The organism is Microbacterium jejuense (genome assembly GCF_019511665.1).
GTDB lineage: Bacteria > Actinomycetota > Actinomycetes > Actinomycetales > Microbacteriaceae > Microbacterium > Microbacterium jejuense_A.
In genome coordinates, this window is record NZ_JAEUAW010000016.1 from 16,700 (window position 1) to 38,814 (window position 22,115).

At 71.3% G+C, this 22,115-nt stretch carries 15 protein-coding genes; 6 read left to right on the plus strand and 9 right to left on the minus strand.

What is annotated here, in order from left to right:
* Positions 1–48: 48 nt before the first annotated feature.
* The 3 genes from JNB62_RS16390 to JNB62_RS16400 all read right to left on the minus strand — a co-directional run bounded on the left by JNB62_RS16390 (position 49) and on the right by JNB62_RS16400 (position 5,822).
* The gene (locus tag JNB62_RS16390) at positions 49–972 is read right to left on the minus strand and encodes a S1C family serine protease (protein WP_220301973.1); all 924 of its coding nucleotides are present in this window, start codon (positions 970–972) and stop codon (positions 49–51) included.
* Between the two features lie 100 nt (positions 973–1,072).
* Positions 1,073–3,532: a X2-like carbohydrate binding domain-containing protein gene (locus tag JNB62_RS16395; RefSeq protein WP_220301974.1), complete on the minus strand. Its 2,460-nt coding sequence runs from the start codon at positions 3,530–3,532 to the stop codon at positions 1,073–1,075.
* A 103-nt stretch (positions 3,533–3,635) separates the two neighbouring features.
* The gene (locus tag JNB62_RS16400; protein WP_220301975.1) at positions 3,636–5,822 is read right to left on the minus strand and encodes an alpha-galactosidase; all 2,187 of its coding nucleotides are present in this window, start codon (positions 5,820–5,822) and stop codon (positions 3,636–3,638) included.
* Positions 5,823–5,955: 133 nt separating this feature from the next.
* Between JNB62_RS16400 and JNB62_RS16405 the strand changes: the two genes are divergently transcribed.
* From JNB62_RS16405 to JNB62_RS16420, 4 genes are read left to right on the plus strand one after another with little or no spacing between them, the layout of a single operon-like run.
* The gene (locus tag JNB62_RS16405; protein ID WP_220301976.1) at positions 5,956–8,364 is read left to right on the plus strand and encodes a glycosyl hydrolase family 95 catalytic domain-containing protein; all 2,409 of its coding nucleotides are present in this window, start codon (positions 5,956–5,958) and stop codon (positions 8,362–8,364) included.
* On the plus strand, positions 8,354–9,304 hold the full coding sequence (locus tag JNB62_RS16410) for an acetylxylan esterase (protein ID WP_220301977.1): 951 nt from the start codon (positions 8,354–8,356) through the stop codon (positions 9,302–9,304). Before JNB62_RS16405 ends, JNB62_RS16410 begins: the two co-directional genes overlap by 11 nt.
* A gap of 53 nt (positions 9,305–9,357) precedes the next feature.
* Positions 9,358–10,524, plus strand: a complete 1,167-nt coding sequence (locus JNB62_RS16415; RefSeq protein ID WP_220301978.1) for an ROK family transcriptional regulator — start codon at positions 9,358–9,360, stop codon at positions 10,522–10,524.
* Positions 10,525–10,561: 37 nt separating this feature from the next.
* Positions 10,562–11,650 (plus strand): mandelate racemase/muconate lactonizing enzyme family protein, encoded by a 1,089-nt coding sequence (locus JNB62_RS16420; protein ID WP_220301979.1) that lies wholly within the window; start codon positions 10,562–10,564, stop codon positions 11,648–11,650.
* A 28-nt stretch (positions 11,651–11,678) separates the two neighbouring features.
* On the opposite strand, the gene JNB62_RS16425 is transcribed toward JNB62_RS16420, so the two are convergent.
* Positions 11,679–12,272 (minus strand): TetR/AcrR family transcriptional regulator, encoded by a 594-nt coding sequence (locus tag JNB62_RS16425; RefSeq protein WP_220301980.1) that lies wholly within the window; start codon positions 12,270–12,272, stop codon positions 11,679–11,681.
* Between the two features lie 74 nt (positions 12,273–12,346).
* Between JNB62_RS16425 and JNB62_RS16430 the strand changes: the two genes are divergently transcribed.
* Positions 12,347–13,261, plus strand: coding sequence for an oxidoreductase (locus tag JNB62_RS16430; protein WP_220301981.1), 915 nt, complete (start codon positions 12,347–12,349; stop codon positions 13,259–13,261).
* Between the two features lie 88 nt (positions 13,262–13,349).
* The gene (locus JNB62_RS16435; RefSeq protein WP_223231207.1) at positions 13,350–15,962 is read left to right on the plus strand and encodes a penicillin-binding protein; all 2,613 of its coding nucleotides are present in this window, start codon (positions 13,350–13,352) and stop codon (positions 15,960–15,962) included.
* A gap of 59 nt (positions 15,963–16,021) precedes the next feature.
* On the opposite strand, the gene JNB62_RS16440 is transcribed toward JNB62_RS16435, so the two are convergent.
* The 5 genes from JNB62_RS16440 to JNB62_RS16460 form a co-directional block, all read right to left on the minus strand.
* A complete protein-coding gene (locus tag JNB62_RS16440) occupies positions 16,022–17,644 on the minus strand; it encodes an extracellular solute-binding protein (protein WP_220301982.1) in 1,623 nt (540 codons plus the stop codon).
* Positions 17,645–17,715: 71 nt separating this feature from the next.
* The gene (locus JNB62_RS19640; protein ID WP_308291833.1) at positions 17,716–18,705 is read right to left on the minus strand and encodes a carbohydrate ABC transporter permease; all 990 of its coding nucleotides are present in this window, start codon (positions 18,703–18,705) and stop codon (positions 17,716–17,718) included.
* Complete coding sequence (locus JNB62_RS16450) at positions 18,702–19,676, minus strand: ABC transporter permease (RefSeq protein ID WP_220301984.1); 975 nt, start codon at positions 19,674–19,676, stop codon at positions 18,702–18,704. Before JNB62_RS16450 ends, JNB62_RS19640 begins: the two co-directional genes overlap by 4 nt.
* A 182-nt stretch (positions 19,677–19,858) precedes the next feature.
* On the minus strand, positions 19,859–20,341 hold the full coding sequence (locus JNB62_RS16455; protein WP_220301985.1) for a DUF892 family protein: 483 nt from the start codon (positions 20,339–20,341) through the stop codon (positions 19,859–19,861).
* 95 nt (positions 20,342–20,436) lie between these two features.
* On the minus strand, positions 20,437–22,068 hold the full coding sequence (locus tag JNB62_RS16460) for a glycosyltransferase family 39 protein (protein ID WP_220301986.1): 1,632 nt from the start codon (positions 22,066–22,068) through the stop codon (positions 20,437–20,439).
* Positions 22,069–22,115 lie beyond the last annotated feature (47 nt).

Sequence of the window (22,115 nt, forward strand, 5' to 3'; positions counted from 1 at the left end):
TGTTCGTTCGGTGGTACCGAGCGTAAGGGGCCCGGCGATGGCGGGCGGTCAGGCCACCCGCAGCTCCTCGGGTTCGACGACGACGTCGACCAGCGCGCCGCCCCGCCACACGGTCATCTCCATGCGCCGCCCGATGGCGCCCTCGACCATGCGCCGCTGCAGGGCGGTGGGGTTCGCGATCGGCACACCGTCGAGCGACAGCACGATGTCGCCCACCCGGGCACCGGCCGACGCGGCAGGGCTGTCCGGCACGATCGAGACGACCTGCATGCCGACCCGGGATCCGGCCTTGGCGGCGACCTCGGGGCTCAGCGGGACCGTCGACCCGGCGATGCCGAGCCAGGCCCTGCGGACGCGCCCGGTGGTGCGCAGGGCGTCGATGATCTCGCGCGTGGTGGCGTTGATGGGCACCGCGAGCCCCAGTCCGACACCCGCGACCGCGGTGTTCACACCCACCATCCGCCCGGCGCTGTCGGCGAGGACGCCACCGCTGTTGCCGGGGTTCAGCGCGGCGTCGGTCTGGATGACTTCGTCGATGACACGGCCGGACCGCGTCGGCAGGGACCGTCCGAGCGCAGAGACGATGCCGGCGGTGACGCTGCCCGACAGTCCGCGCGGGTTTCCGAGCGCGACCACGAGCTGGCCCACGCCGAGGGTCGCGGCATCCCCCATCCGCACCGGCGGAGGCGTCCCACCGTGCGCACGGAGCACCGCGAGGTCCGACAGCGGATCGGCGCCGAGAACGGATGCCTCGACCACGACGCCGTCGGGGAACGCGAGCTCGACACCGACGGCGCCCTCGACGACATGCGCGCTCGTGAGGAGATGGCCGTCGGCGGTGATGACCGAGGCGCTGCCGGCGCCGGCGCCGTGACGGGTCCGCACGCTCACCGCGGCCACCGACGGCAGCACCGCCTGGGCCACGCGCATCACGGTCGAGGAGTAGGCGTCGAGAGCCTCGTGATCGTCCACGCACCCAGTGTCGCGCCGCCGTGAGATGCGGGGCCCGAGTTCGCGCACGGCGGACGGGCGGCCGAGCCGGGGCGGCGCCGCGACGCCGCCCCGGCCGGGATCAGCCCGTCACGTACGACAGGGCGTCGACGCGGAGCACGTCGCCCGACGCCTTGACCAGCCGCACCGTGTGCTGCCCCTTCTTGAGGCCGCTCTTCTCGAAGAGCTTCTGCTGCGTGAGCCGCGCGTCGCCCTGGACGTCGACGGTGTCGACGAGCGTGCCGTCCAGGTAGACCTCCATCTCACCCTGGTCGGGCGCGATCGGCCCCGTCACGGTGACGGCCGTGCCCGAGAACGTCAGCGACACCGCGGCGCCGTCGTCCTTCGCCCCGTGCACATCGCCCTGCACATCGCCGCGGAAGCGGAACTCCAGCGCGGTGTCGCCGTCGGCGAGCGCCGCGAGGAACGCCGAGCCGAAGACGACGGCATCCCCGTCGATCGTGTAGTCGGTGCCGCTCTTGAGCGCCGCGCCCTCGCGATACACGCCGAGCAGCTCGCCCGGGTCGCGCAGAACGTGGACGATCGCGTCCGCGGGCGCCGCACGATCGAAGGCGACGTGGTCTACGTCGAGCAGGCTCTCTTGCATGACGTCGAGACGGTCGAGCAGCATGAACTGGCCCGACTTCTTCACGACGCGGATCGTGTGGCTGCCGTTCTCAAGGTCGCGCGTGCTGAAGACCACCTGCTGCGCCCCGCGGCCCTCCGCCTGATACGTGCTCACCGTGGCGGCCAGCACCCCGTCGATGTACACCTCGGCGTCGCCCTGCGACTCGTGCGTCTCGGTGATCCAGTCGATGCCGGTGCCCACGAACGAGTACTGGAACGCACTGCCGTCGGCTTCGGCGTAGTGCACGTCGTCCTGATAGTCGCCGAGGCCGCGGCCCGTGCTGTGACCCCAGTTGCCGCTGTACGCGATGCCCGGATCGGTGTCGTTCACCGCGACGACCCGCGACGACCCGGTCTCGGGCGCGGCGCCGCCCTTCGACGAGTCGAACACCGAGACGGTCAGCGACTGCGAGGCCGCCACCTGCTCCAGGCCGCCGTTGCGCGTCCACGCACCCTCGTAGGTCAGCTGCGCGTCGTCGTCGTTGAGCGCGACCGTCGTGCCCTTGGCGGGGGTGAAGGTGAACAGCCGTGTGCCGTGGACGGGCACGTCCGTCGCGACGAACGACCCCTCGGCCTTGCCGACGTCCTTCTTCGCCCACAGGTCGCGCACCTTCACCGAGCCCGAGAGGCCGACGTCGGCCAGCGACACCGTCATGTCGGCATCCGTCTGCCCCAGGTTGAACACCGCGACCGTGACCGACCCGTCGGGGTTGGCGGCGTACCAGGTCTGCTGCGGGGATGCCGTCGAGACGGGGTGGGCCGGGCGCCCGGCCTGGTTCACCGCGATGACCTCGGGGTTGGTGAGCAGCTGGATGCCGTAGTCGTCGAGCTGCGTCAGGTCGTTGCCGACGTACATCGGCGCCGCCGACACCGCCCACAGGGTCGCCGCCGTGCGACGCTCGTCCTTGGTCAGCCCGTCCATCTTGCCGTTGCCGACGTTGAGCGAGTCGAAGTCGTTCCAGCCGCGGTCGGGCCCGGCGTACCGCCACCAGTCCGTCGCGCGGGGGAACAGCCTCGCGATGTTGTTCCAGTTGGTGAGGGCCGTCTTCTCGCAATAGCACTCGACGTCCCACTCCACGCGCCAGCCGTCGGCGTACTGCGCCCAGTAGTCGGCGTAGCGGATGTCGAGCGCCCACGACAGCTCGAACCAGATGTCGTTGCGCTCGAGCGCCTGCGACCACGCCTTGACGTCGTCGCGGGCATCCAGCGACAGGTCGCTGATCCCCGAACCGGGCGTCACGCTGTCGAACTTGAGAAAGTCGATGCCCCACTCGCCGAACATGTCGGCGATCGAGTCGACGTACTTCTGCGCGCACGGGTTCGAGAAGTCGATCCGGTAGCCGATGCCCCAGTAGTCCGCCTGCTGGATCGGCTGCTTCACGATGTCGCCGGTCGAGCAGTCGGGGGCGCCGTAGATCGGCAGGTCGGCCTCGTACACCTGCGGCGAGATGCCCGGGATGGCGTAGAGCCCGACCTTCTGCCCGTTGGCGTGGATGTGGTCGATCACGGCCTGCAGGCCGTCGGGGTACAGCTTCGAGCTGGGCGTCGGACGGCCGTACTCGTCGACGCCGTCGTTCCAGGCGGCGTCGATGTTGATGTACTCGTAGCCCGCGGACTGCAGCTTGTCGTGCATGGCATCGGACTGCGCGATGATCCGGTCGGCCGTGATCCACGTCGAGCCGTTGCCCGCGTAGACCTGCATGCTGTAGCTGCTCCATCCCATGTACGGCCGCGCGCCGGGGGTGTCGTCGTCGGTCGTCGCCATGGGTGCGACGGCGGGAGCGGGAGTGGATGCCGCGGCCCGGGGCTCCGCGGCGGCCGCGGCTCCTCCGATCCCGATGGTCGTGCCGACGGCAGCGACAGCCAGCGCCGCGAGCCACCGTCGCCCGAGGGCGTGGCGGTTCCTGGTGTTCATGGTTTCCTCTCTGCGGTGGGTTCGACGGTGAACCCCGCGCCAGCCCTTCCGGTGGGCCCTTCGGGGCGCGCGGTCCCCTGGAGTGCGTGCGGACGTCAGCGGGTCATGCGACCTTCACGACGTCGAAGAGCAGCGCCTGCTGCGGGTTGAGGGTGGGAAGCGGCACGCCGGCGACGGCGAGCACGGCGCCCGGAAGCTCGATGCCGCCGTCGACGGCGGGGCGCATCCACTCCGGGTCGGCGACCTCGTGACGGCTGGCGGCGCCGAGCTCGGGCCGGACGCGCACACGGTAGAGCGCCCCGGCGTCGAGGCCGGGGAAGCGCACGCGGCCGCTCTGGCCGTCCGGCGACGTCGTGAGGCGGGCCCACGTGAACAGGGCCCGGCTGCCGTCCTGGGCCACGATGCCGGTGAGCATCGCGGCGTCGTCGGCGAGGTCGGCGTTGACGACGCGACCGGTGTGGATCAGCTCGCGCAGCTCGCGGTACAGCGCGGACCACGCGGTGATCGTCTGCAGGTCCTCGGGTGCCGCGACGGTGAGATCGGACTCGATGCCGGCGTGCGCCGTGAGTGCGACGGCGAGGCGGAACGACAGATCGGTCTCACGCGACGTGGTGTGCGACCGCTGGGCGCCCAGGTGCGAGCCGATGAGCTCCGGCGGCACGAGCAGGCGCGTCCAGCGCTCGATGCGGGCGCGCTCGACGGGGTCGTTGCAGTCCGACGCCCACACGCGGTCGGTGCGCTCGAGGATGCCGAGGTCGACGCGGCCGCCGCCGCCCGAGCAGGTCTCGATCTCGAGGCGGGGATGGCGGCTGCGCAGCTCGTCGAGCAGCCGGTACAGCGCGAGCGTCTGGTCGTGCACCAGGGGGCGGTCGCCCGCGCCGCGGCGGCCGACGGGCTCGACGAGATCGCGGTTGTGATCCCACTTGAGGTAGTCGATGTCGTACTCGGCGACGAGCGTGCTGATGCGCTCGAGCACGAGCGCATATGCCTCGGGATTCGCGATGTCGAGCACGTGCTGGCTGCGCGCGGTCGGACCGACGCCCTCGCGCGGCGCCAGCACCCAGTCGGGGTGCGCGCGGGCGAGGTCGGAGTCGGGGCTGATCATCTCGGGTTCGAACCACAGTCCGAACTGCATGCCGCGGGCGCGGACGGCGTCGACGAAGGGACCGAGGCCGTCCGGCCAGACCTGATCGTCGACGAGCCAGTCGCCCAGTCCCGCGTTGGCGTCGCGGCGCCCCTGGAACCAGCCGTCGTCGAGCACGATGCGCTCGACGCCGACGTCGGCGGCACGGTCGGCGATCTCGATCAGCCGATCGAGATCGTGGTCGAAGTACACCGCCTCCCACGTGTTGAGCACGAGCGGCCGCGGAGCGGCCGGGTGCGTCGGGCGCGCGCGCAGACGCCGGTGGAACCGCGCCGACAGGCCGTCGAGTCCTCGGTCCGACCACGTGAACAGCACGGTGGGCGCGTCGTAGCGCTCGCCCGGCTGCAGCACGACCTCCCCCGAGCGCAGGAGCTCGCCTGCGCCGAGGACGCGCGACAGCGCGCCCGCCCCCTCGGGGAGGCGTTCGGCGAGGTACTCGCCGTCGCCGCTCCACGCGAGGTGCACGCCCCACACCTCACCGTGCCCGAATCCGAACGCGGGGGTGCCGGCGGCGAGCAGGAACGGCGTGTCGTGGCCGGGCTTGCCCCGCCGCGCGCGCCGGGCGTGCGTGCCGAACGCGAACGGCAGGCGCTGCGGGGAGCGCTCGCGGCACCACTTGCCGGTGAAGTCGAGCAGTTCGCCCGCCCTATCGGGCAGGGGCAGGAGCGCACGGAGCCCGTCGACGAGGTACGGGGATGCCGCCTCTTCGGGATTCTCGATCGACAGGTCGACCGACAGCACCCCGGCGGCGTCCAGCCCGTACTCCAGGCGCGCGCGGGTGCCGGCCACCGCGTCGTCGAAGCGGAGGGCGATGCGACCGCCACCGGCCTCGTCACGGGTGACGTCGGCCGCGACGAGGCAGGGGCGCGGTGTCGTGGCGGTGCCGTCGCGGTGTCCGGCCTGCGCGGGCGTCCCGGCCCAGCCGTCCTGCTCGCTCGGCCACACGGAGAAGATCCGAGGCACGTCCGGCGAGTTGTTGAGCACCGCCGGCACCGCCGTCGCGCGCAGGGCAACGGCCGTGTGCGCACCGACCTCGCCGAGGTCCGCACCCCAGTGCAGCACGCGCGGATGCGCGCCCGACAGGTCGACGACCAGCGCGACGCCCGCGGCCCGCAGGGTGTGGACGGCACCTTCACCGTTGACCATTCGAACTCCTCCATCGAGTTTCTTGACATCGGTAATTAATCATGTTTACGCTGGCATCGCAAGCAAAGATCCGAGGTCTGCGGCGAAGACGCCCGGCACCCGGGATCTCCGGGCCGAGACCTTGAGGACCGAGATGAGCGACACGCTGCGACTGTCGTGGACCGCCCCCGCCGACCGGTGGGAGGCCGCCGCCCCGCTGGGCAACGGCCGCATCGGGGCCATGGCGTACGGCGGCGCGACGGCGCGGTACGCGCTCAACGACGCCACGGTCTGGTCGGGCACGCCCGACGGCCCTGCCACCGCCCTGCGCGACGTCGTCGCCGGGGGCGCCGGCCCCGAGCGGCTCGCTGAGGTGCGCACCGCGCTCGACGCCGGCGATGTCCGACGGGCCGAGCGGCTGCTGATGTCGTTCGAGGGGCCGTACTCGCAGGAGTATCTGCCGCTGGCGGATCTGACCGTCGCGATCGAGGGCGCCCAGGCCGTGGCCCCGGCACGCGTGCTCGACCTCGACGAGGCGGTCCTCACCGAGACCCTGCGCATCCCCGGCGGCACCCTCGTCCGCCGCTCGTGGGTGTCGGCGCCGGCGCAGGCCCTGATCGTCGAGCTGACCGCCGACGTCGCGTTCGCGGCATCCCTCTCGCTCTCGTCCCCGCTTCGCGGAACGCCGAACGGACGAGGTCTCGATGTCGAGATCCCCGTCGACGGCGCCCCGCTGCACGAGACCTCCGCCGAACCGCCGCTGCGGTACGCCGGGGCCGGCGACGACTTCGACGCCTTCGCGGCGATCGCGGTCGCGCTGGACACCGACGGTTCCGTGGATGCCGCGCCCGCGGGCGCGACCGTCCTCGGGGCTCACCGGCTGCTGATCGCCCTCTCCACTTCGTCCCGCGCCGAGTTTTGGTGGGCCGACGCGGACGGGGAGTGGCGGATCGCCTCCCGTGGGGCGATCCGGGACCGCGCCAGGCAGCGCGTGGATGCCGCGGCTCGCCGCGCTCCGGCCGCGCTGCTCGACGAGCACGTCGCCGACCGTCGGCGGCATGCTCGGGCGCGGTTCGCGATCGGCGGTCGCCGGGAGGGGGTGTGGGACGTCGACCGCGACATCCTGCACGGCGACGACCCGCGGCTGCGCGCCACGGTCATCGCCGAGTACGGCGCCTATCTTCTCGCGTCGTCGTCGCGCGCCGGTGGACCGCCCGCCAACCTGCAGGGCATCTGGAACGACCAGCTGCGACCGGCATGGTCGTCCAACTACACGATCAACATCAACACCCAGATGAACTACTGGGCGGCGCCCGTGCTGGGCCTCGACGACGCGTTCGAACCGCTCATCGCGCTCGTCGAGCACCTCTCGCGCACCGGGGCCGACGTCGCGCGCGAACTCTACGGCGCACGCGGCTGGGTCGCGCACCACAACTCCGACCTCTGGGGATGGAGCCTGCCGGTCGGCGGCGGCCACGGCGCCCCCAGCTGGGCGATCTGGATGATGGGCGGCGTGTGGCTGACCCACAACCTCTGGGACGCCTACGCGTTCGGCGGCGACGTCGAACTGCTCCGCACGCGCATCTGGCCCGCCATGCGCGGCGCCGTCGAATTCTGCCTCGACTGGCTCGTCCCGGGACCGGACGGCACCCTGCAGACATCGCCGTCGACCTCGCCCGAGAACTCGTTCGTCGCCCAAGACGGCGAGAACACGGCGATCGGCCTGACGGCGGCATCCGATCTCTTCCTGATCCGCGCCCTGTTCGAGCGGGCGCTGGCCGCGATCGCGGTGCTCGGCGTCGACGACCCGCTGACCGACGAGATCGATCGCGCGCTCGCGGCCCTCGCACCGGTGGGAATCGGCGCGGACGGGCGGCTCATGGAGTGGTCGGCCGAGGTGGTCGAGGCCGAGCCGCTGCACCGGCACCTGTCGCCGCTCATCGGCATCCACCCGCTCGACGTGCTCACGCGCGAGCGCGACCCCGAGCTGTTCGAGGCCGGAGTGCGGCTGCTCGATGCCCGCGGCCCGGGGGCGATGGGTTGGTCGTGGGCGTGGAAGATCGCCATGCGGGCGCGCATGGGCGACGGCGACACGGCCGCCGCGCTGCTCGACGAGGCGCTCGCCCCGTTCGAGGGCGACGCAGCCCGCCACGGACCCGTCGACGGCTCGGAGTGGGGCGGGCTGCTGCCGAACCTCTTCAGCACGCACCCGCCGTTCCAGATCGACGGCAACCTCGGCTTTCCGGCGGGCATCGCCGAACTGCTCGTGCAGAGCCACGGCGATGTCGTCCGGCTGCTGCCCGCGCTGCCGTCCTCCTGGACGCACGGCGACGCGCAGGGTCTCGGCGCGCGCACCGGTCTGGTCGTCGACCTGGCGTGGCGCGACGGCGAGCTCGCGTCGGCGACGGTCCGCAGCATCCGCGGCGAGGATCGCGTCGTAACCGTCGCCCACCGCGATCGGCGCATCGCGTTGCGCGTGCCGGCGGGTGGCACCGTCGAGGTGCCCCTGGACGGACTCGTGGATGCCGCCACCCTGGCGATCGGGGCGCGCGATGCGCGGTGAGCTCACGCTCGTCGACGAGCCGACCACGCAGACCGAGCCCGCCGACTTCGACGCCTTCTGGGCCGACACCCTCGCCGAGGCGCGGCGGCACCCCCTCGACGTGACGGTGACGCCGCGACCGACGCGCCTCGCCGTGCTCGAGGTCTTCGACGTGACCTTCCGCGGGTTCGGCGGCACGCCCATCCATGCGTGGCTGCGCGTGCCCCGCGGCCTGGCCGGCCCGCTCCCCGGGCTCGTGCAGTTCTTCGGGTACGGCAACGGCCGCGGGCACGCCCTGCGCGACCTCCGGTGGGCCGCGGCCGGCTACGCCCATCTCGTGGTGGATGCCCGCGGCCAGGGCCACGGCGACACCGACGACGACCGCCCCGACGGCGGCCCGTCGGCGGGCGGGTTCCTCACGCGCGGGCTGCGCTCGCCCTACGAGTACTACTACCGCGCCGTCTACGCCGACGCCGCGCGCGCCGTCGAGGCTCTGCGCTCGCTCGACCTCGTCGACCCGGCGCGCGTCGGGGTCGTCGGGGCCAGCCAAGGCGGCGGCATCGCCCTGGCGATGGCAGGACTCGTGCCCGACCTCGCCGCGGCGATCGTGCAGGCGCCGTTCCTGTGCGAGCTCGACCGCGCCGCCGACCTCAGCGACGAGCACCCGTACGCCCTGCTGACGCAGTACTTCGCCGACCGGCGTCTCGACACCGCGGCGGCCCTCGACACGCTGCGCTACTTCGACGGCGTCAACCACGCCAAGCGCGCGACGGCTCCGGCGCTGCTCAGCACCGGGCTGAGGGACGGCATCGCTCCCCCGGGCACCGTCCTGCCCGCGTTCACCGCGTACGCGGGACCCAAGCAGATCGTGCTGTGGCCCTACAACGGGCACGAGGCCGGCGGCGACCTCGATGAAGAGAACGCGCTCGAGTTCGCCGCCACGCGCCTCGCACCGCCCTGACGCCCGCCGACCCCGCAGATTCGCTACCGTAACCACAACGACCGAGGGAACCGATGGACCACGACACCGCCGCGCGCACGACGCTCATCCGCACGGCGTCCGAAGCCGGATCGAGGGTCTTCGCCACCATCCTGACGCGCAGCCCCATCAGCCGCATCGACATCGCGCGGCAGACGGGGCTGTCGCAGGCGGCCGTCACCAAGGCCGTCTCCCCCCTCGTGGCCGCCGGGCTCGTCGATGCGCCGCCCGCCACACAGCGCGACGGCAATCCCGGCCGCCCCGCGGCGCCGGTGTCGATCGTGCCCGATGCGATGGTGATGCTCGGCGTCAAGGTCAACGTCGATGAGGTGATCGGCGTCGCGACCGATCTCGCGACCAACGTGCTGGTGAGCGCGAGCCGGCCGCTCGCCGCCCACGACCCCGCCGCCGCCGCTGACGCGATCGCCGCCGTCGTCGCGGCGCTCGAGGAGGGCCTCGGCGACAAGACCGACGCCATCGCCGGGATCGGGGTCTCGGTGTCGGGCGACGTCGACACGTCGTCGGGGGTGGTGCGCGAGTCGGCCATCATGGGCTGGACCGACGAGCCGTTCGGCGCCGATCTGCAAGAGCGCCTCGGCCGCCCCGTCACGCTGGAGAACGACGTGCACGCGCTCACCGTCGGCGAGCACTGGTTCGGCGTCGGGCTCGGCACCGAGTCGTTCGCGATCGTCACCATCGGCCGCGGCATCGGCAGCGGCCTGCACCTGAACGGCCAGGTCGTGACGGGCGCGTACGGGGTGTCGGGCGAGATCGGCCACCTCCCGCTGGCCGACCCGTCGCGCATCTGCCCGTGCGGCCGCCGCGGCTGCGTCGAGGCCGTCGCGTCCACGCCCGCGATCGAGGCCACGCTGTCTGCAGCGCTCGGACGCGACGTCGGCATCGACGAGGCCGTGCGGCTCGCCCACGCCGGTGACCCGGCCGCCGACGCCGCCTTCCGGGAGGCCGCTGCGCTCGTCGGCACCGCCATCGCGACGCTCGTCAACCTCACCGGGCCGGAACTCGTCATCATCGGCGGCGAGGGCGTCGCGGACTTCGACCTGTACGACGCGACGCTGCGCGACGCGTTCGCCGCGCACGCCTTCGGAGCCGCCGCCCGGTGCCGCATCGTGGTGCGGCCGCACACCTTCCAGGACTGGGCCCGCGGAGCTGCCGCGGCCGCCATCCAGTCGCTGGTCCGCTGACGCCGCGCCGCGGCATCCAACCGGTTCCGGAGGAGCCATGTCCGTCATCACGCACGCCCGGGCCATGCTCGTCGACATCCCCGTCGAGACCGTCCGCACCGACGCCGTGCAGTCGTTCGTGAAGCAGGAGACGATCGTCGTCGACCTCGAGACCTCCGACGGCGCACCGGGCCGCGGCTATTCGTACACGATCGGCACGGGCGGGCGTGCCGTGCTGTCGATGCTGCGCGATCACCTGCTCCCCGCGATCATCGGGCAGGACGTGCGGCGTCCCGAAGCGGTGTGGCGTCACGCCTTCACACAGACGCGCGCCACCACCGTCGGCGCCATCACCTCGCTCGCGCTGGCCGCCATCGACACCGCCGTGTGGGATGCGCGCTGCCGCCGCGACGGCGAGCCGCTGTGGCGCGCGGCGGGCGGCGCGAACCCCGACGTGCCGCTGTACGACACCGAGGGAGGCTGGCTGCACATCGACACCGACACGCTCGTGGCCAACACGCTGGCGGCCCGCGACGGCGGCTGGCACGGCTCGAAGCTCAAGGTCGGCTCTCGCGATCCGCGGCGCGACGTCGAACGTCTCGCCGCCGTGCGCGAGGCGGTCGGCCCCGGCTACCGGCTCATGGTCGACGCCAATCAGGGTCTCACCCTCGCCGATGCGCGGGCGCTCGCGCGCGCGATCGAGCCATCGGGCATCTCGTGGCTCGAGGAGCCGCTGCCGGCCGACGACGTGTCGGCGCACGCGCGACTCGTCGAGACGACGTCGATCCCCATCGCGGTGGGCGAGTCGCTGTACTCCGTCGGTCAGTTCAAGGAGTACCTCGCGAGGGATGCCGCCACCATCGTGCAGCCCGACGTCGCGCGGGTGGGCGGCATCACGCCGTGGCTGAAGATCGCGCACCTGGCCGAGGCGTTCAACGTCCCCGTGTGCCCGCACTTCCTCATGGAGCTGCACGTCGGTCTCGTCGCCGCCGTGCCCAACGGCCGCATCGTCGAGTACATCCCGCAGCTGCGCGCCGTGACCGCCGCCGACCTGGTCGTCACCGACGGGCGCGTCACCGCGTCCGATGACCCGGGCATCGGCATCGCGTGGGACGACGACGCGCTGGAGGACCTGCGGGTCGAGTGACGGATGCCGTCACCCCGCGCCCGCCGGGTCAGGCGGCCGCGCAGCCCTGCACGGCTGCGGCGATCACGTCGTCGAGCCCGGCCTCGGCGAGTTCGGGGGGCAGGTTGCCACTGACCCTGAGCATCGCGAACCCGTGGAGGGCTGCGAAGACGGGGAGCGCGACCCGCTCGCGAGGGCCGGCCTTAACCTCGCCGCGCCGCTGTCCGTCGTCGATGAGCTCGAGCATCCGCTCGAACCAGCCGTTCGCGGCGGCCGCGAGCTCCGGCGACGGCACACCGTCGTGCTTGGCCGCGAACATCAGCGCGAGCAGCTCGGGGTCGGCCACTGCGAAGTCCACGTAGGCGCGGGCTGCCGCATCCAGTCGCGAGGCGAACGTGTCGCCCGCCCCGCCCATCGCCGCGGAGGTCACCCGGTCCAGACGCTCGTACCCGCGGAGCGCGAGCGCCGCGAGCAGCTCCTGCTTGCTCTCGAAATGACGCCCCGGTGCGCCCGGGCTGACGTCGAGGTCGCGGGCGAGCTCTCGCAGCGAGAGTCCCGCGACACCGCGCTCGCGCAGCCTGCTCTCGGCCTGCACGAGGAGCGCGGCGCGGAGGTCCCCGTGGTGGTAGCGGCCGTGCCTCATGCGTCCAGACTAGGCGAACGGCGGAACAAATGTAGGCATTGCATACAATGTAGTCATCGCATACATTGGTGCACATGGCCCGCACAACGAAGACTCCCCAGTGGAGCACCGCAGACATCCCCGACCAGACCGGACGCACCATCGTCGTGACCGGCGCGAACAGCGGGCTCGGGCTCGCGACCACGCGCGCCCTCGCCGCCGCGGGCGCCCATGTGGTGCTCGCCGTGCGCGACACCGCCCGCGGCGAGGCCGCGGCGGCAGGCATCCCCGGCAGCACGGAGGTGCGCCGGCTCGACCTCGCCGACCTGGCGTCGGTGCGCGCGTTCGCCGCAGGCTGGGACAGCCCGCTCGATGTGCTCATCAACAATGCCGGCGTCATGAACCTCCCCGAATCGCGGACGGCCGACGGCTTCGAGATGCAGTTCGGCACCAACCACCTGGGGCACTTCGCGCTCACCAACCTGCTGCTGCCGCACGTCACGGACCGCGTCGTCACCCTCTCGTCGGGCCTGCACCGGGCGCGGGGAACCCGCATCCACTTCGAGAACCTCGCGCTCGACGGCATCTACACACCCGGCGCCGCGTACAGCCAGTCCAAGCTCGCGAACCTGCTGTTCACCCTGGAGCTCCAGCGCCGCCTCTCCGAGGCAGGATCGCCCGTGCGCGCTGTCGCCGCGCACCCGGGCTGGGCCGCCACCGAACTGCAGGGGCACGACGCCAACGGCGTCCGCCGCGCACTCATGCTCGTCGGCAACCGCTTCTTCGCGCAGGACGCCGCCGGCGGCGCGCTGCCGACGCTGTACGCGGCCGTCGCCGACCTGCCCGGCGCGAGCTACGCCGGTCCGGGCGGGCGGCTCGAGCTGCGCGGCGCGCCCGTCCTCGTCGATCGCTCCCCCGAGGCCGCGGACGCCGACGTCGCCCGCCGCCTCTGGGACGTCTCGCAGGAGCTCACCGGAGTCGGCTTCCCCGCCTCGCTGCCGAGCCGCTGATCCGCCGGACGAGCTCTGCGTGCGGCATCCACCCCGCACATAGGCTGCGCTCCGCGAGCGTCCAGGACGGCTTCCTACGCTCGACCCCATGCCTCATCCGTCGCGCCCGAAAAGCGGCATCCTCACCGGACTGGCCGGACTCGTGGGGCTCAGCGCCGCCACCGGCGTGCTCATCGCCGCCGCGGTGACCCCCGCCGTCGCGCTCACGAGCAGCGCTGCGGGCGGGGCGATCACGCTGTTCGACGATCTGCCGAGCACGCTCGAGATCGACCAGCTCATGCTGCCCAGCAACTTCTACGCCACCGACCCCGAGACGGGCCAGCCGGTGCTGCTGGCCACGTTCCTCGAACAGGACCGCACACCGGTGACGCACGATCAGATCGCCTCGGTCATGTACGACGCGATCCTCTCCAGCGAGGACCCGCGCTTCTACGACCATGGCGGCGTCGACGTCGTCGGCACGACCCGGGCCGTGCTGTCGAATCTCGCCGGCGGCGGCGAGACGCAGGGCGGCTCGACGATCAGTCAGCAGTACGTCAAGAACGTCCTGGTGCAGCAGTGCGAGGCGACCGCCGAGACCTCCGACGAGAAGTACGCATGCTGGTCGGACGCGACGACCTCCAGCGGCGCCGAGGGCATCGAGCGCAAGCTGCAGGAGATGCGGTACGCGATCGCCCTGGAGCAGAAGTACTCCAAGGACGAGATCCTCCTCGGCTACCTCAACATCGCGAACTTCGGCGGCACGACCTACGGGATCGAGTCGGCCGCACGGTACTACTTCGGGACGACGGCCGCGAACCTCACGCTGGGGCAGGCCGCGACGCTGGCCGGCATGGTGCAGAACCCCAACAGCTATCGCATCGACCGCCCCGAAGGCTCCATCACCGCTTCTGACGGCACGAAGCTCAACAAGGCGCCGGACGGCGCGGTCGACGACGTGCAGGGCAACGAGCTCGCGGCGCTCGACTCGCTCCTGGGGGACGGCACGATCACGCAGGACCAGTACGTCGCCGCCGCCGACGGGTACACGTCGACCAAGGGCCGGCAGCTGTACGTGCTCAGCCGCATGCTCGACGACGGCAAGATCACGCGCGACCAGTACGTGGCCGCCGCGCTCGAGCCCATCACGCCGGCGATCACGCCGACGGTGACGGGGTGCGCGGCCGCAGGCGGCGCCGCGTACTTCTGCCAGTACGTCAAGGACACCATCCTCGACGACCCCGCGTTCGGCGAGACGCCGGCCGAGCGGCAGCAGACCCTCCAGCGGGGTGGCCTCGACGTCTACACGACGCTCGACTCGCGCGTGCAGGCAGCCGCGGAGCAGGCCATGACGACCTATGCGCCCGCGTCGGCCGACATGCCGACGGCGAAGGATGCCGCGACCGGACGGTTCGGCTCCACGACGGTGAGCATCGAGGCGTCGACCGGCCGCATCCTCGCGATCGCCCAGAACACGACGTTCAGCGAGGATGCCGCGCACGACGGCGACCCCGCGTACTCCTCGCTCGTGTTCGCGGGCGATCTCGCCACGGGCGGTTCGAGCGGCTTCAACGCGGGATCGACGTTCAAGCTGTTCACGCTGCTCGACTGGCTCGAGAAGGGGCACTCGGTGAACGAGTCGCTGGACGGCCGGCTGCGGGTCTTCGAGCACCTCACCAACTCATGCCAGGGGGACTGGACGAACACGTCGAACACGCTCGTGAACAACTTCGGCAAGGCAGCCGGCAAGGTCGGCACGCCGCTGCAGTTCACCGCCAGCTCGCTGAACACCGGCTACTTCGCGATGGCCGAGAAGCTCGACTTGTGCGACATCGAGAAGGTCGCGAGCCGCCTCGGTGTCACGCAGGCCGACGGCGAGCCCATCACGATGGAGAACCTCAACTCGATCATCGGCACGGCCGCCGTGTCGCCCATCGCGATGGCCGCCGCCTACGCCACGGTGGCCAACGGCGGGACGTACTGCGAGCCCACCCCGATCGACCGCGTGATCGATGCCGACGGCAAGGAGGTCGCAGGGCTGGAGCACTCGTGCACCGCCGCGCTCGATCCCGGCGTCGCCGCCGCCGCGGCCTACGCGCTGCAGGGCGTCATGGCCTCGGGCGGCAGCGGAACGCAGGGCAATCCCTGGGACGGGACGCCGGTGCTCGGCAAGACCGGCACGCACGAGGCATGGCAGACGTGGCTCATCGAGTCGAGCACCAAGGTGACGACGGCGACGTGGGCGGGCAACGCGGACGGCTTCGGCGACGTGTTCAACACGCGGTACAACGGCAACCGCCTGTCGGACATCCGCTACCGCATCGGCAAGGCCGTGCAGTCCGCCGCGAACGACGCCTACGGCGGCGACGCGTTCCCGAGCCCCGACGCCGACCTCGTCAAGACGGCCCAGGCGACGCTCCCCGACGTGACGGGCCTCAGCCTGACCGACGCGCAGAGCCGCCTCGAGGCCGCCGGCTTCACGGTGACGGTCGGGGAGCCCGTCGAGTCCGACGTGGCCGCCGGGCTCGTCGCGAGGCAGGAGCCGGGCGCCGGCCGCGTCACCGCCGGAGCGACCGTCACGATCCACCCGAGCACGGGCCCCACGGCCGTGCCCTCGCCCGGCGCCGGTGACGAAGGCGGCGGGAACACGGGCGACGCCGGCGGAGGCGGCTCCGGCAACGGCAACGGCAACGGCAACGGCACGCCCGGCGCCGGCGGCTGACACAGCGAGACGAGTGGATGCCGCGGGCCGCGGCATCCACTCGTCCCGTGCTCGTGCGGCTACTTCAGGGCGTCGTAGAGGTCCTGCTCCATCTGCAGGTACTGGGACAGCCCCAAGCCCTCGAGGTCGTCCAGGTACGCCTGCCAGGCGCCGTCGTCGTCGATGTCACGCTGACCGGTGACGAACTCGGCCTGCGCCTGGGTGACGTAGTTCGCGATGTTCGTCTGCAGGTCGGCGAGGTCGGCGGACGTCTCTTCGTTCGGCCAGAGCTTCTCGGACGGGAACAGGATGCTCTCGTCGGGCTTGTACGGGTCGTACGCCTGCGTCGCGATGAGCAGTCGTCGCTCGTACCCGTCGGGCGAGTACACGTCCTCGGGGACGACCTGCGAGTTGCGGTACTCCAGCGAGTCCCAGTACTGCGCCATCGAGCGCCACGCGGCGTTCGACGTCTCGTCGTACGTGAGCGGCTTGAACGTCGGCTCGAGCTCGGGGTCGAGGGCGACGTCGCCCGGCTCGGCCGGCACCCACGCCTCACCCTCGGGACCCATCGCACCACGCTTGTCGCCCTCGTCGGTGACGAGATAGTCGATGAGCTTGATCGCCTTGATGCGCTCGTCCTCGGTCGACTTGTTGGTGAGCGCGAACATGCCCAGCGGGTTCACCGGCGAACGCCACGTGGCCGTCTGCGTGCCGTCGGGACCGGCGACCGGCGCGACCGCGTCGTAGTGCGTGTCGCGGCCGTCCGGCGAGTCGGCCGTGACGAAGTCGTACGGGTGCAGGTCGACGGCCGACCCCAGGATCTCGGTCCCGGCGTTGTCGCCCAGGGCCTTGAGCGCATCGCCGTTCTGCGTGAACGCCGCGGTGTCGAGCAGCCCCTCCTCGGCGAGCGAGTTGATGTACTGCAGGCCCGCGCGCCACTCGTCCGACCCCGCGGCGAGCGTGACCTCGCCGTTCTCCATGACCATGGGCGGCGGGGTCCCGGGCGCCGTGTAGGGCGCGTACGTGAACGCCCCCATGAGGTAGTTGACGATCGGCTGCGTGGCCGAGCCGCTCAGCGGCACCTCGTCGGCGACGCCGTTGCCGTTGGGGTCGTCGTCCTTGAACGCGCGCAGCACGGCGCGCAGCTCCTCGGTGGTGGTCGGCTGCTCGAGGCCGAGCTTGTCCAGCCACGCCGTGTTCATCCAGAGCTTCGAGGGGAAGCTGCAGTGGTAGCACTCGCTCCACTGCGTGATCGCGTAGATGTGCCCGTCGGGAGCCGTGACCGACTCCTTCCAGTCCGGCTTCTCCTCGAAGCGCTCCTTGAGCGTCGGCGCATACTCGTCGATGAGGTCCTCCAGGGGCAGGAGCACGCCCTGCTTGCCGTACTTGAGGATCTCGCTGCGCGAGAAGGCGTCGACCCACGGCACGAGGAAGTACGCGTCGGGGTAGTCGCCGCTCGCCAGCGACACCTGTCGCTTCTCGCCCGCGACGCTGCCGTCGTACGTCGTGGTCTGCCAGTCGAAGTCGATGTCGAACTTCTTCTCGACCTCCTTCGTGAAGGAGTTGTCCTTCAGGGTGCCGTTGTCTCCCTGCGGGCCGAACGCGACGAGCTTGCCGTTGTCGGCGTCGCCCGCGGGCGCGCACGCCGCCATCGCGATCGTCATCGCCACGACAGCACCGACGGCGGCGACGCCTCGGATCATGCTGTGTTTCATTGCCGGAATCTCCTTTGCCCGGGTCATTCGTGTGGTGGTGGGTCTGTGGGTAGGACGGGTCAGCCCTTGACGGCGCCGACCATGATCCCCTTGTTGAAGTACTTCGCGACGAACGGGTAGACGACGAGCATCGGCACGGTGGCGATGACGACGGTCGAGTACCGCAGGAGGTCGGCGAGCTCACGTCGGCGCAGCTGCTCGGCGACGTCGCCTCCGCCGCCGCTGTCGTTGAGGACGAGCAGACCGCGCAGCACCAGCTGCAAGGGCTGGAGGTCGGCGTTGCGCAGGTAGAGCAGGGCGTCGAAGTAGGAGTTCCACTGCATGATCGCGTACATCAGTGCGATGACGGCGATGAGCGGCTTGGCCAGCGGCAGCACGATGGTCCAGAGGATCCGCAGCTCGCTCGCGCCGTCCAGCTGCGCCGCCTCGTACACCTCGTCGGGGATCGACGAGCGGAAGAACACCATCGCGATGATGACCTGCCACACGCCGATCGCGTTGGGAAGCAGCATCGACCAGCGGGTGTCGAGCAGACCGAGGGACTGCACGACGAGATACATCGGGATCACACCGCCGCTGAAGAGCATCGTGAACACGACGGCGCCGGTGAGCACCTTGCGTCCGAAGAGGTTCTGCCGCGAGAGCGGGTAGGCGATGGCGACGGTGCCGGCGACGCTGATGAGCGTGCCGACGACGGTGTAGAAGACCGAGTTGGCGAAGCCGCGCACGATGGCGGGGTTGCCGAGCGCCTCGGTGTAGCCCCGGAACGTGATGTCGATGGGCCAGAAGAGCACCTGACCGGACGACACCGCGTGTGGGCTCGACAGCGAGCTCGCGACGATGTTGAGCAGCGGAAGCAGCACGACCAGCAGGAACACCGTCAGCAGCACGTAGGCCACGACGACGAACGCGCGGTCGGCGCGGGTCTCTTTGATCTTGACGCCCCGCGACGCGCGGCGCCCGCGGCCACCGCCGAGCGACGGCGCGGCTGCCGCGCCGACGGCCGCCTCCTCGACGAGCTCGGCCTGCTTGCTGATGACGCTGCTCACCACAGCCCGCTTCCTGTGACCCGCTTGGACACGGTGTTGACCACGAGCAGCAGCACGAGGCTGATCACGGCGTTGAAGAGCCCGATCGTCGCGCCGAGGCTGAAGTTCGCGTTGAGGATGCCCGTCTTGTAGACGTACGTGGGGATGATCTCGGACGTCGAGAGGTTGAGCGCGTTCTGGAACAGGAACGCCTTCTCGAACCCGATGGCCATGATGTTGCCGACGCCGAGGATCAGGATGATCGTCGCGGTCGGCATGAGTGCGGGGAGGTCGACGTGGCGGATCTTCTGCAGCCGCGACGCGCCGTCGATCTTCGCCGCCTCGTACAGCGACACGTCGACCGACGCGAGCGCCGCGAGGTAGATGACCGCCGAGTATCCGGTGGTCGTCCACAGATCGGTCGCGACGTAGATGTGGCGGAAGAAGTCGGCGTCGGCGAGCAGGTCCACCTGCCCGGCGCCGAAGAAGCTGAACGTGCGGCCGAGGAGTCCGACGCGCGGCGAGAGAAGCAGGATCGTCATCGACACGATCACCACGGTGGAGATGAAGTACGGCGCGTACGTCACCAGCTGCACGGTGCGCTTGAAGAAGCGCAGCCGCACCTCGTTGAGCGCGAGGGCCAGGACGATCGGCAGCGGCAGGCTGGCGATCAGCGTGTACGCCGCGAGGATGAACGTGTTGGCGACCAGGCGCGGGAAGACGGGGTTGCGGAAGAGCCGCTCGAAGTTGTCGAGACCGACCCACGGGCTCCCCCACACGCCGTCGATCGGGTTGTAGTTCTTGAACGCGATCACGGCGTTCGCCATCGGCACGTAGCGGAACACGATGAACCACACGATCGGCAGCAGCAGGAGCAGGTACAGCTGCCAGTAGCGCCGCAGACTGCGGGCGAATCTGCTGCGGCTGGTCGCGCGCCTCGGCTGCTCGATCACCGCCTCGGTGGGCGGGGCGGGCTCGACACTGAGCGTCATCTGGATCCTCCGGAGAGTTACTTTACGTCGTAATATTATGTTGTCAATCCGGATTCCGCTACCGAATCATCCGACGTTTTTCGCGCGGGCCCTCCCTCCGCCGCCGCAAGGCGCCGCGATCGGACGGGCGCTGCTCCGCGTGCCCGGCCCCGGACGCTGCGGGCCCGTCGGATCGTGCGGCGTCAGCCGATGAGCTCTTCGAGCTTCTTGGCCAGCTCCTCGCTCGTGTGCGTCTCCTGGTCGAGGTTGTCGGTGAGCAGGGCGACCGCATCGGCCGCTCCCTGGGCGCGCGTCGCCAGGATGAGCGACTGGTAGGCCGAGATCTCGTAGTGCTCGTTGCCGAGCGCGGCCGACAGGGTGACCTGGTCGCGCAGTGCCGGCGCCGACCGCGCGATCAGCCCTTCCGCCTGCTTCGAGATGCCCTTCGTGCTGGGCGAGGCCGCCGTCGACTCCGGGATCTCGAGCACCGCGAACACCTTGCGCAGATTCTCGATCTGCTCCTTCGTCTCGTCGGCGTGATGGCGGAACATCTTCTTGACCTCGGGCGACTTCGCCGCCTGCTCCAGCTCCGCGAGCGCCGCGAGCGAATCGTCCTCCATCGTCATGGCGGTGCGGAGCTGGAAGCGGAGGAGGTCGGTGGGGGTTTCGAGCGTGGTCTGCGACATGTGCGATTCCTTTCCGGATGCCGCGACACTACGGTGCCGGCGCGAGCCCGCCCTAGGGGTTGCACGATCCCGGTGCCGTGGGGTATCCCGCCCCGTCATCGGGTGAGCAGATACACGTCGCTGCGATGCAGATCGATGTGCTCGGTGACCTGGAAGCCGAGCGCCTCGAGCTCGGCGACGCCCCACGAGCCGGGTCCCGCGCCCGCGTCGTATTCGACCAGCCACACACGCGAGACGCCCGCGAAGCGGCCCAGCCGCGCGGCGTCGGGGATGCTGTACGTCGTGGCGTTCCACAGGTCGCTCTCGGCGTACGGCGTCTCGACGAGCACGTCCCGCAGGCCCGCGAAAGGGACCGGATTCGTATCGAGGGCCAGCCGCGGCCGACGCGACGGGCGCACCGAGTCGTCGAACACGATCGCATCGCCGGGCTGCGCGTGCTGCTCCATCGTGGCGGCGATGTCGTTCCAGTCCGACTGGTTCTTCGCGTACGGCGTGCGCTGCTCGACGTAGACGGGCGCGGCCGTCGCGAGCACCGCGACCAGGGCGAGGCCTGCGAGCAGGGCGCCCGGCATCCTTCTCGAGAAGCGGATGCGGCCGATCCGACGGATCCCGGCAGCCACGAGCATCGCGGCGGCCGGTGCCGCGAAGGTGCCGTAGCGCGGGGTGTACCCGGGGATCAGGGCGTTGACGACCAGCAGGGTTCCGCTGGGGATCACGAGCCACGCCAGCGCGATCGTCTCGAGGTCGAGCCTCACAGGCGCAGAGCGCCGGCGGATCAGGGCGCTCGCCCAGCCCACGACCGCCACGAGGATCAGCGCCCACGCGATCAGCGCGAAGGGCCATTCGCCGAACCACATCTTGACGAGCACCATGTCGAACGACACCCTGTCGCGGTCGGCGAGGAACGCGATCTGCTTGTGCTCGAGGGCAGCCAGCACGAGCAGCGGGGCGGTGGCGGCCAGCCCCGCAGCGGAGGCGACCGCCCAGTGCCGCAGGTGTCGCCGGCGCTCCGGGGCCAGCGCCAGCACGAGGCCGACCGCCACGACGAGCAGCGCCAGGTACAGGAAGACGTAGACGCCGACCGCCAGCACCGCCGCGTACACCGCCCAGCCGTGGCGTGACGGCATCCCTCGGCGAAGGATCTCGACGACGACGACCCACAGCAGCGTCGCCAGCATCGCCGAGAACGCGTAGCTGCGGGCCTCTTCGCCGGCGTACGTGAGCCGCGGCAGGATGGCGGTGACGACGCCGGCGAGCACGGCGAAGCCGACCGACGGCCCGCGACCGCCCCCGGTGAGCCGCCCGCACAGCCACGTGACGGCCGCGGCGCACGCGCCGATCGCGAGCGCCGACGGCAGGCGCACCGAGAACGGGCTCGATCCGAACAGCCGCACCCACTCGTGCAGGCCGAGGTAGTACGCGCCGTGGACGGCGTCGACGTGGAGGAACATCGCGAACAGGCTGCCGAGCGGCCGCGTGGCCGACAGCACGCTGGCGGCCTCGTCGCCCCACAGGGACGGGATCCACGATCCGGCCAGGCTGACCAGCGCGGCGAAGACCCCCACGATCGCAGCGGCGCGTCCCAGCCGGAGGGGATCGACGCGGGGCGCTTCATGCGGCGCCCACGCGCGCTCCCGCAGCGAGTCCGCCGCCGGCGTCCGGTCCGCCGCCGGCGATCCGGTGGCCGCGACCGGGCCCCGCTCGAACCTCTCCGGTGAGACGCTCACCCTTCCAGACTGCGCCGGAACCTCTGAGAACGGGCCGGGAATCCCGG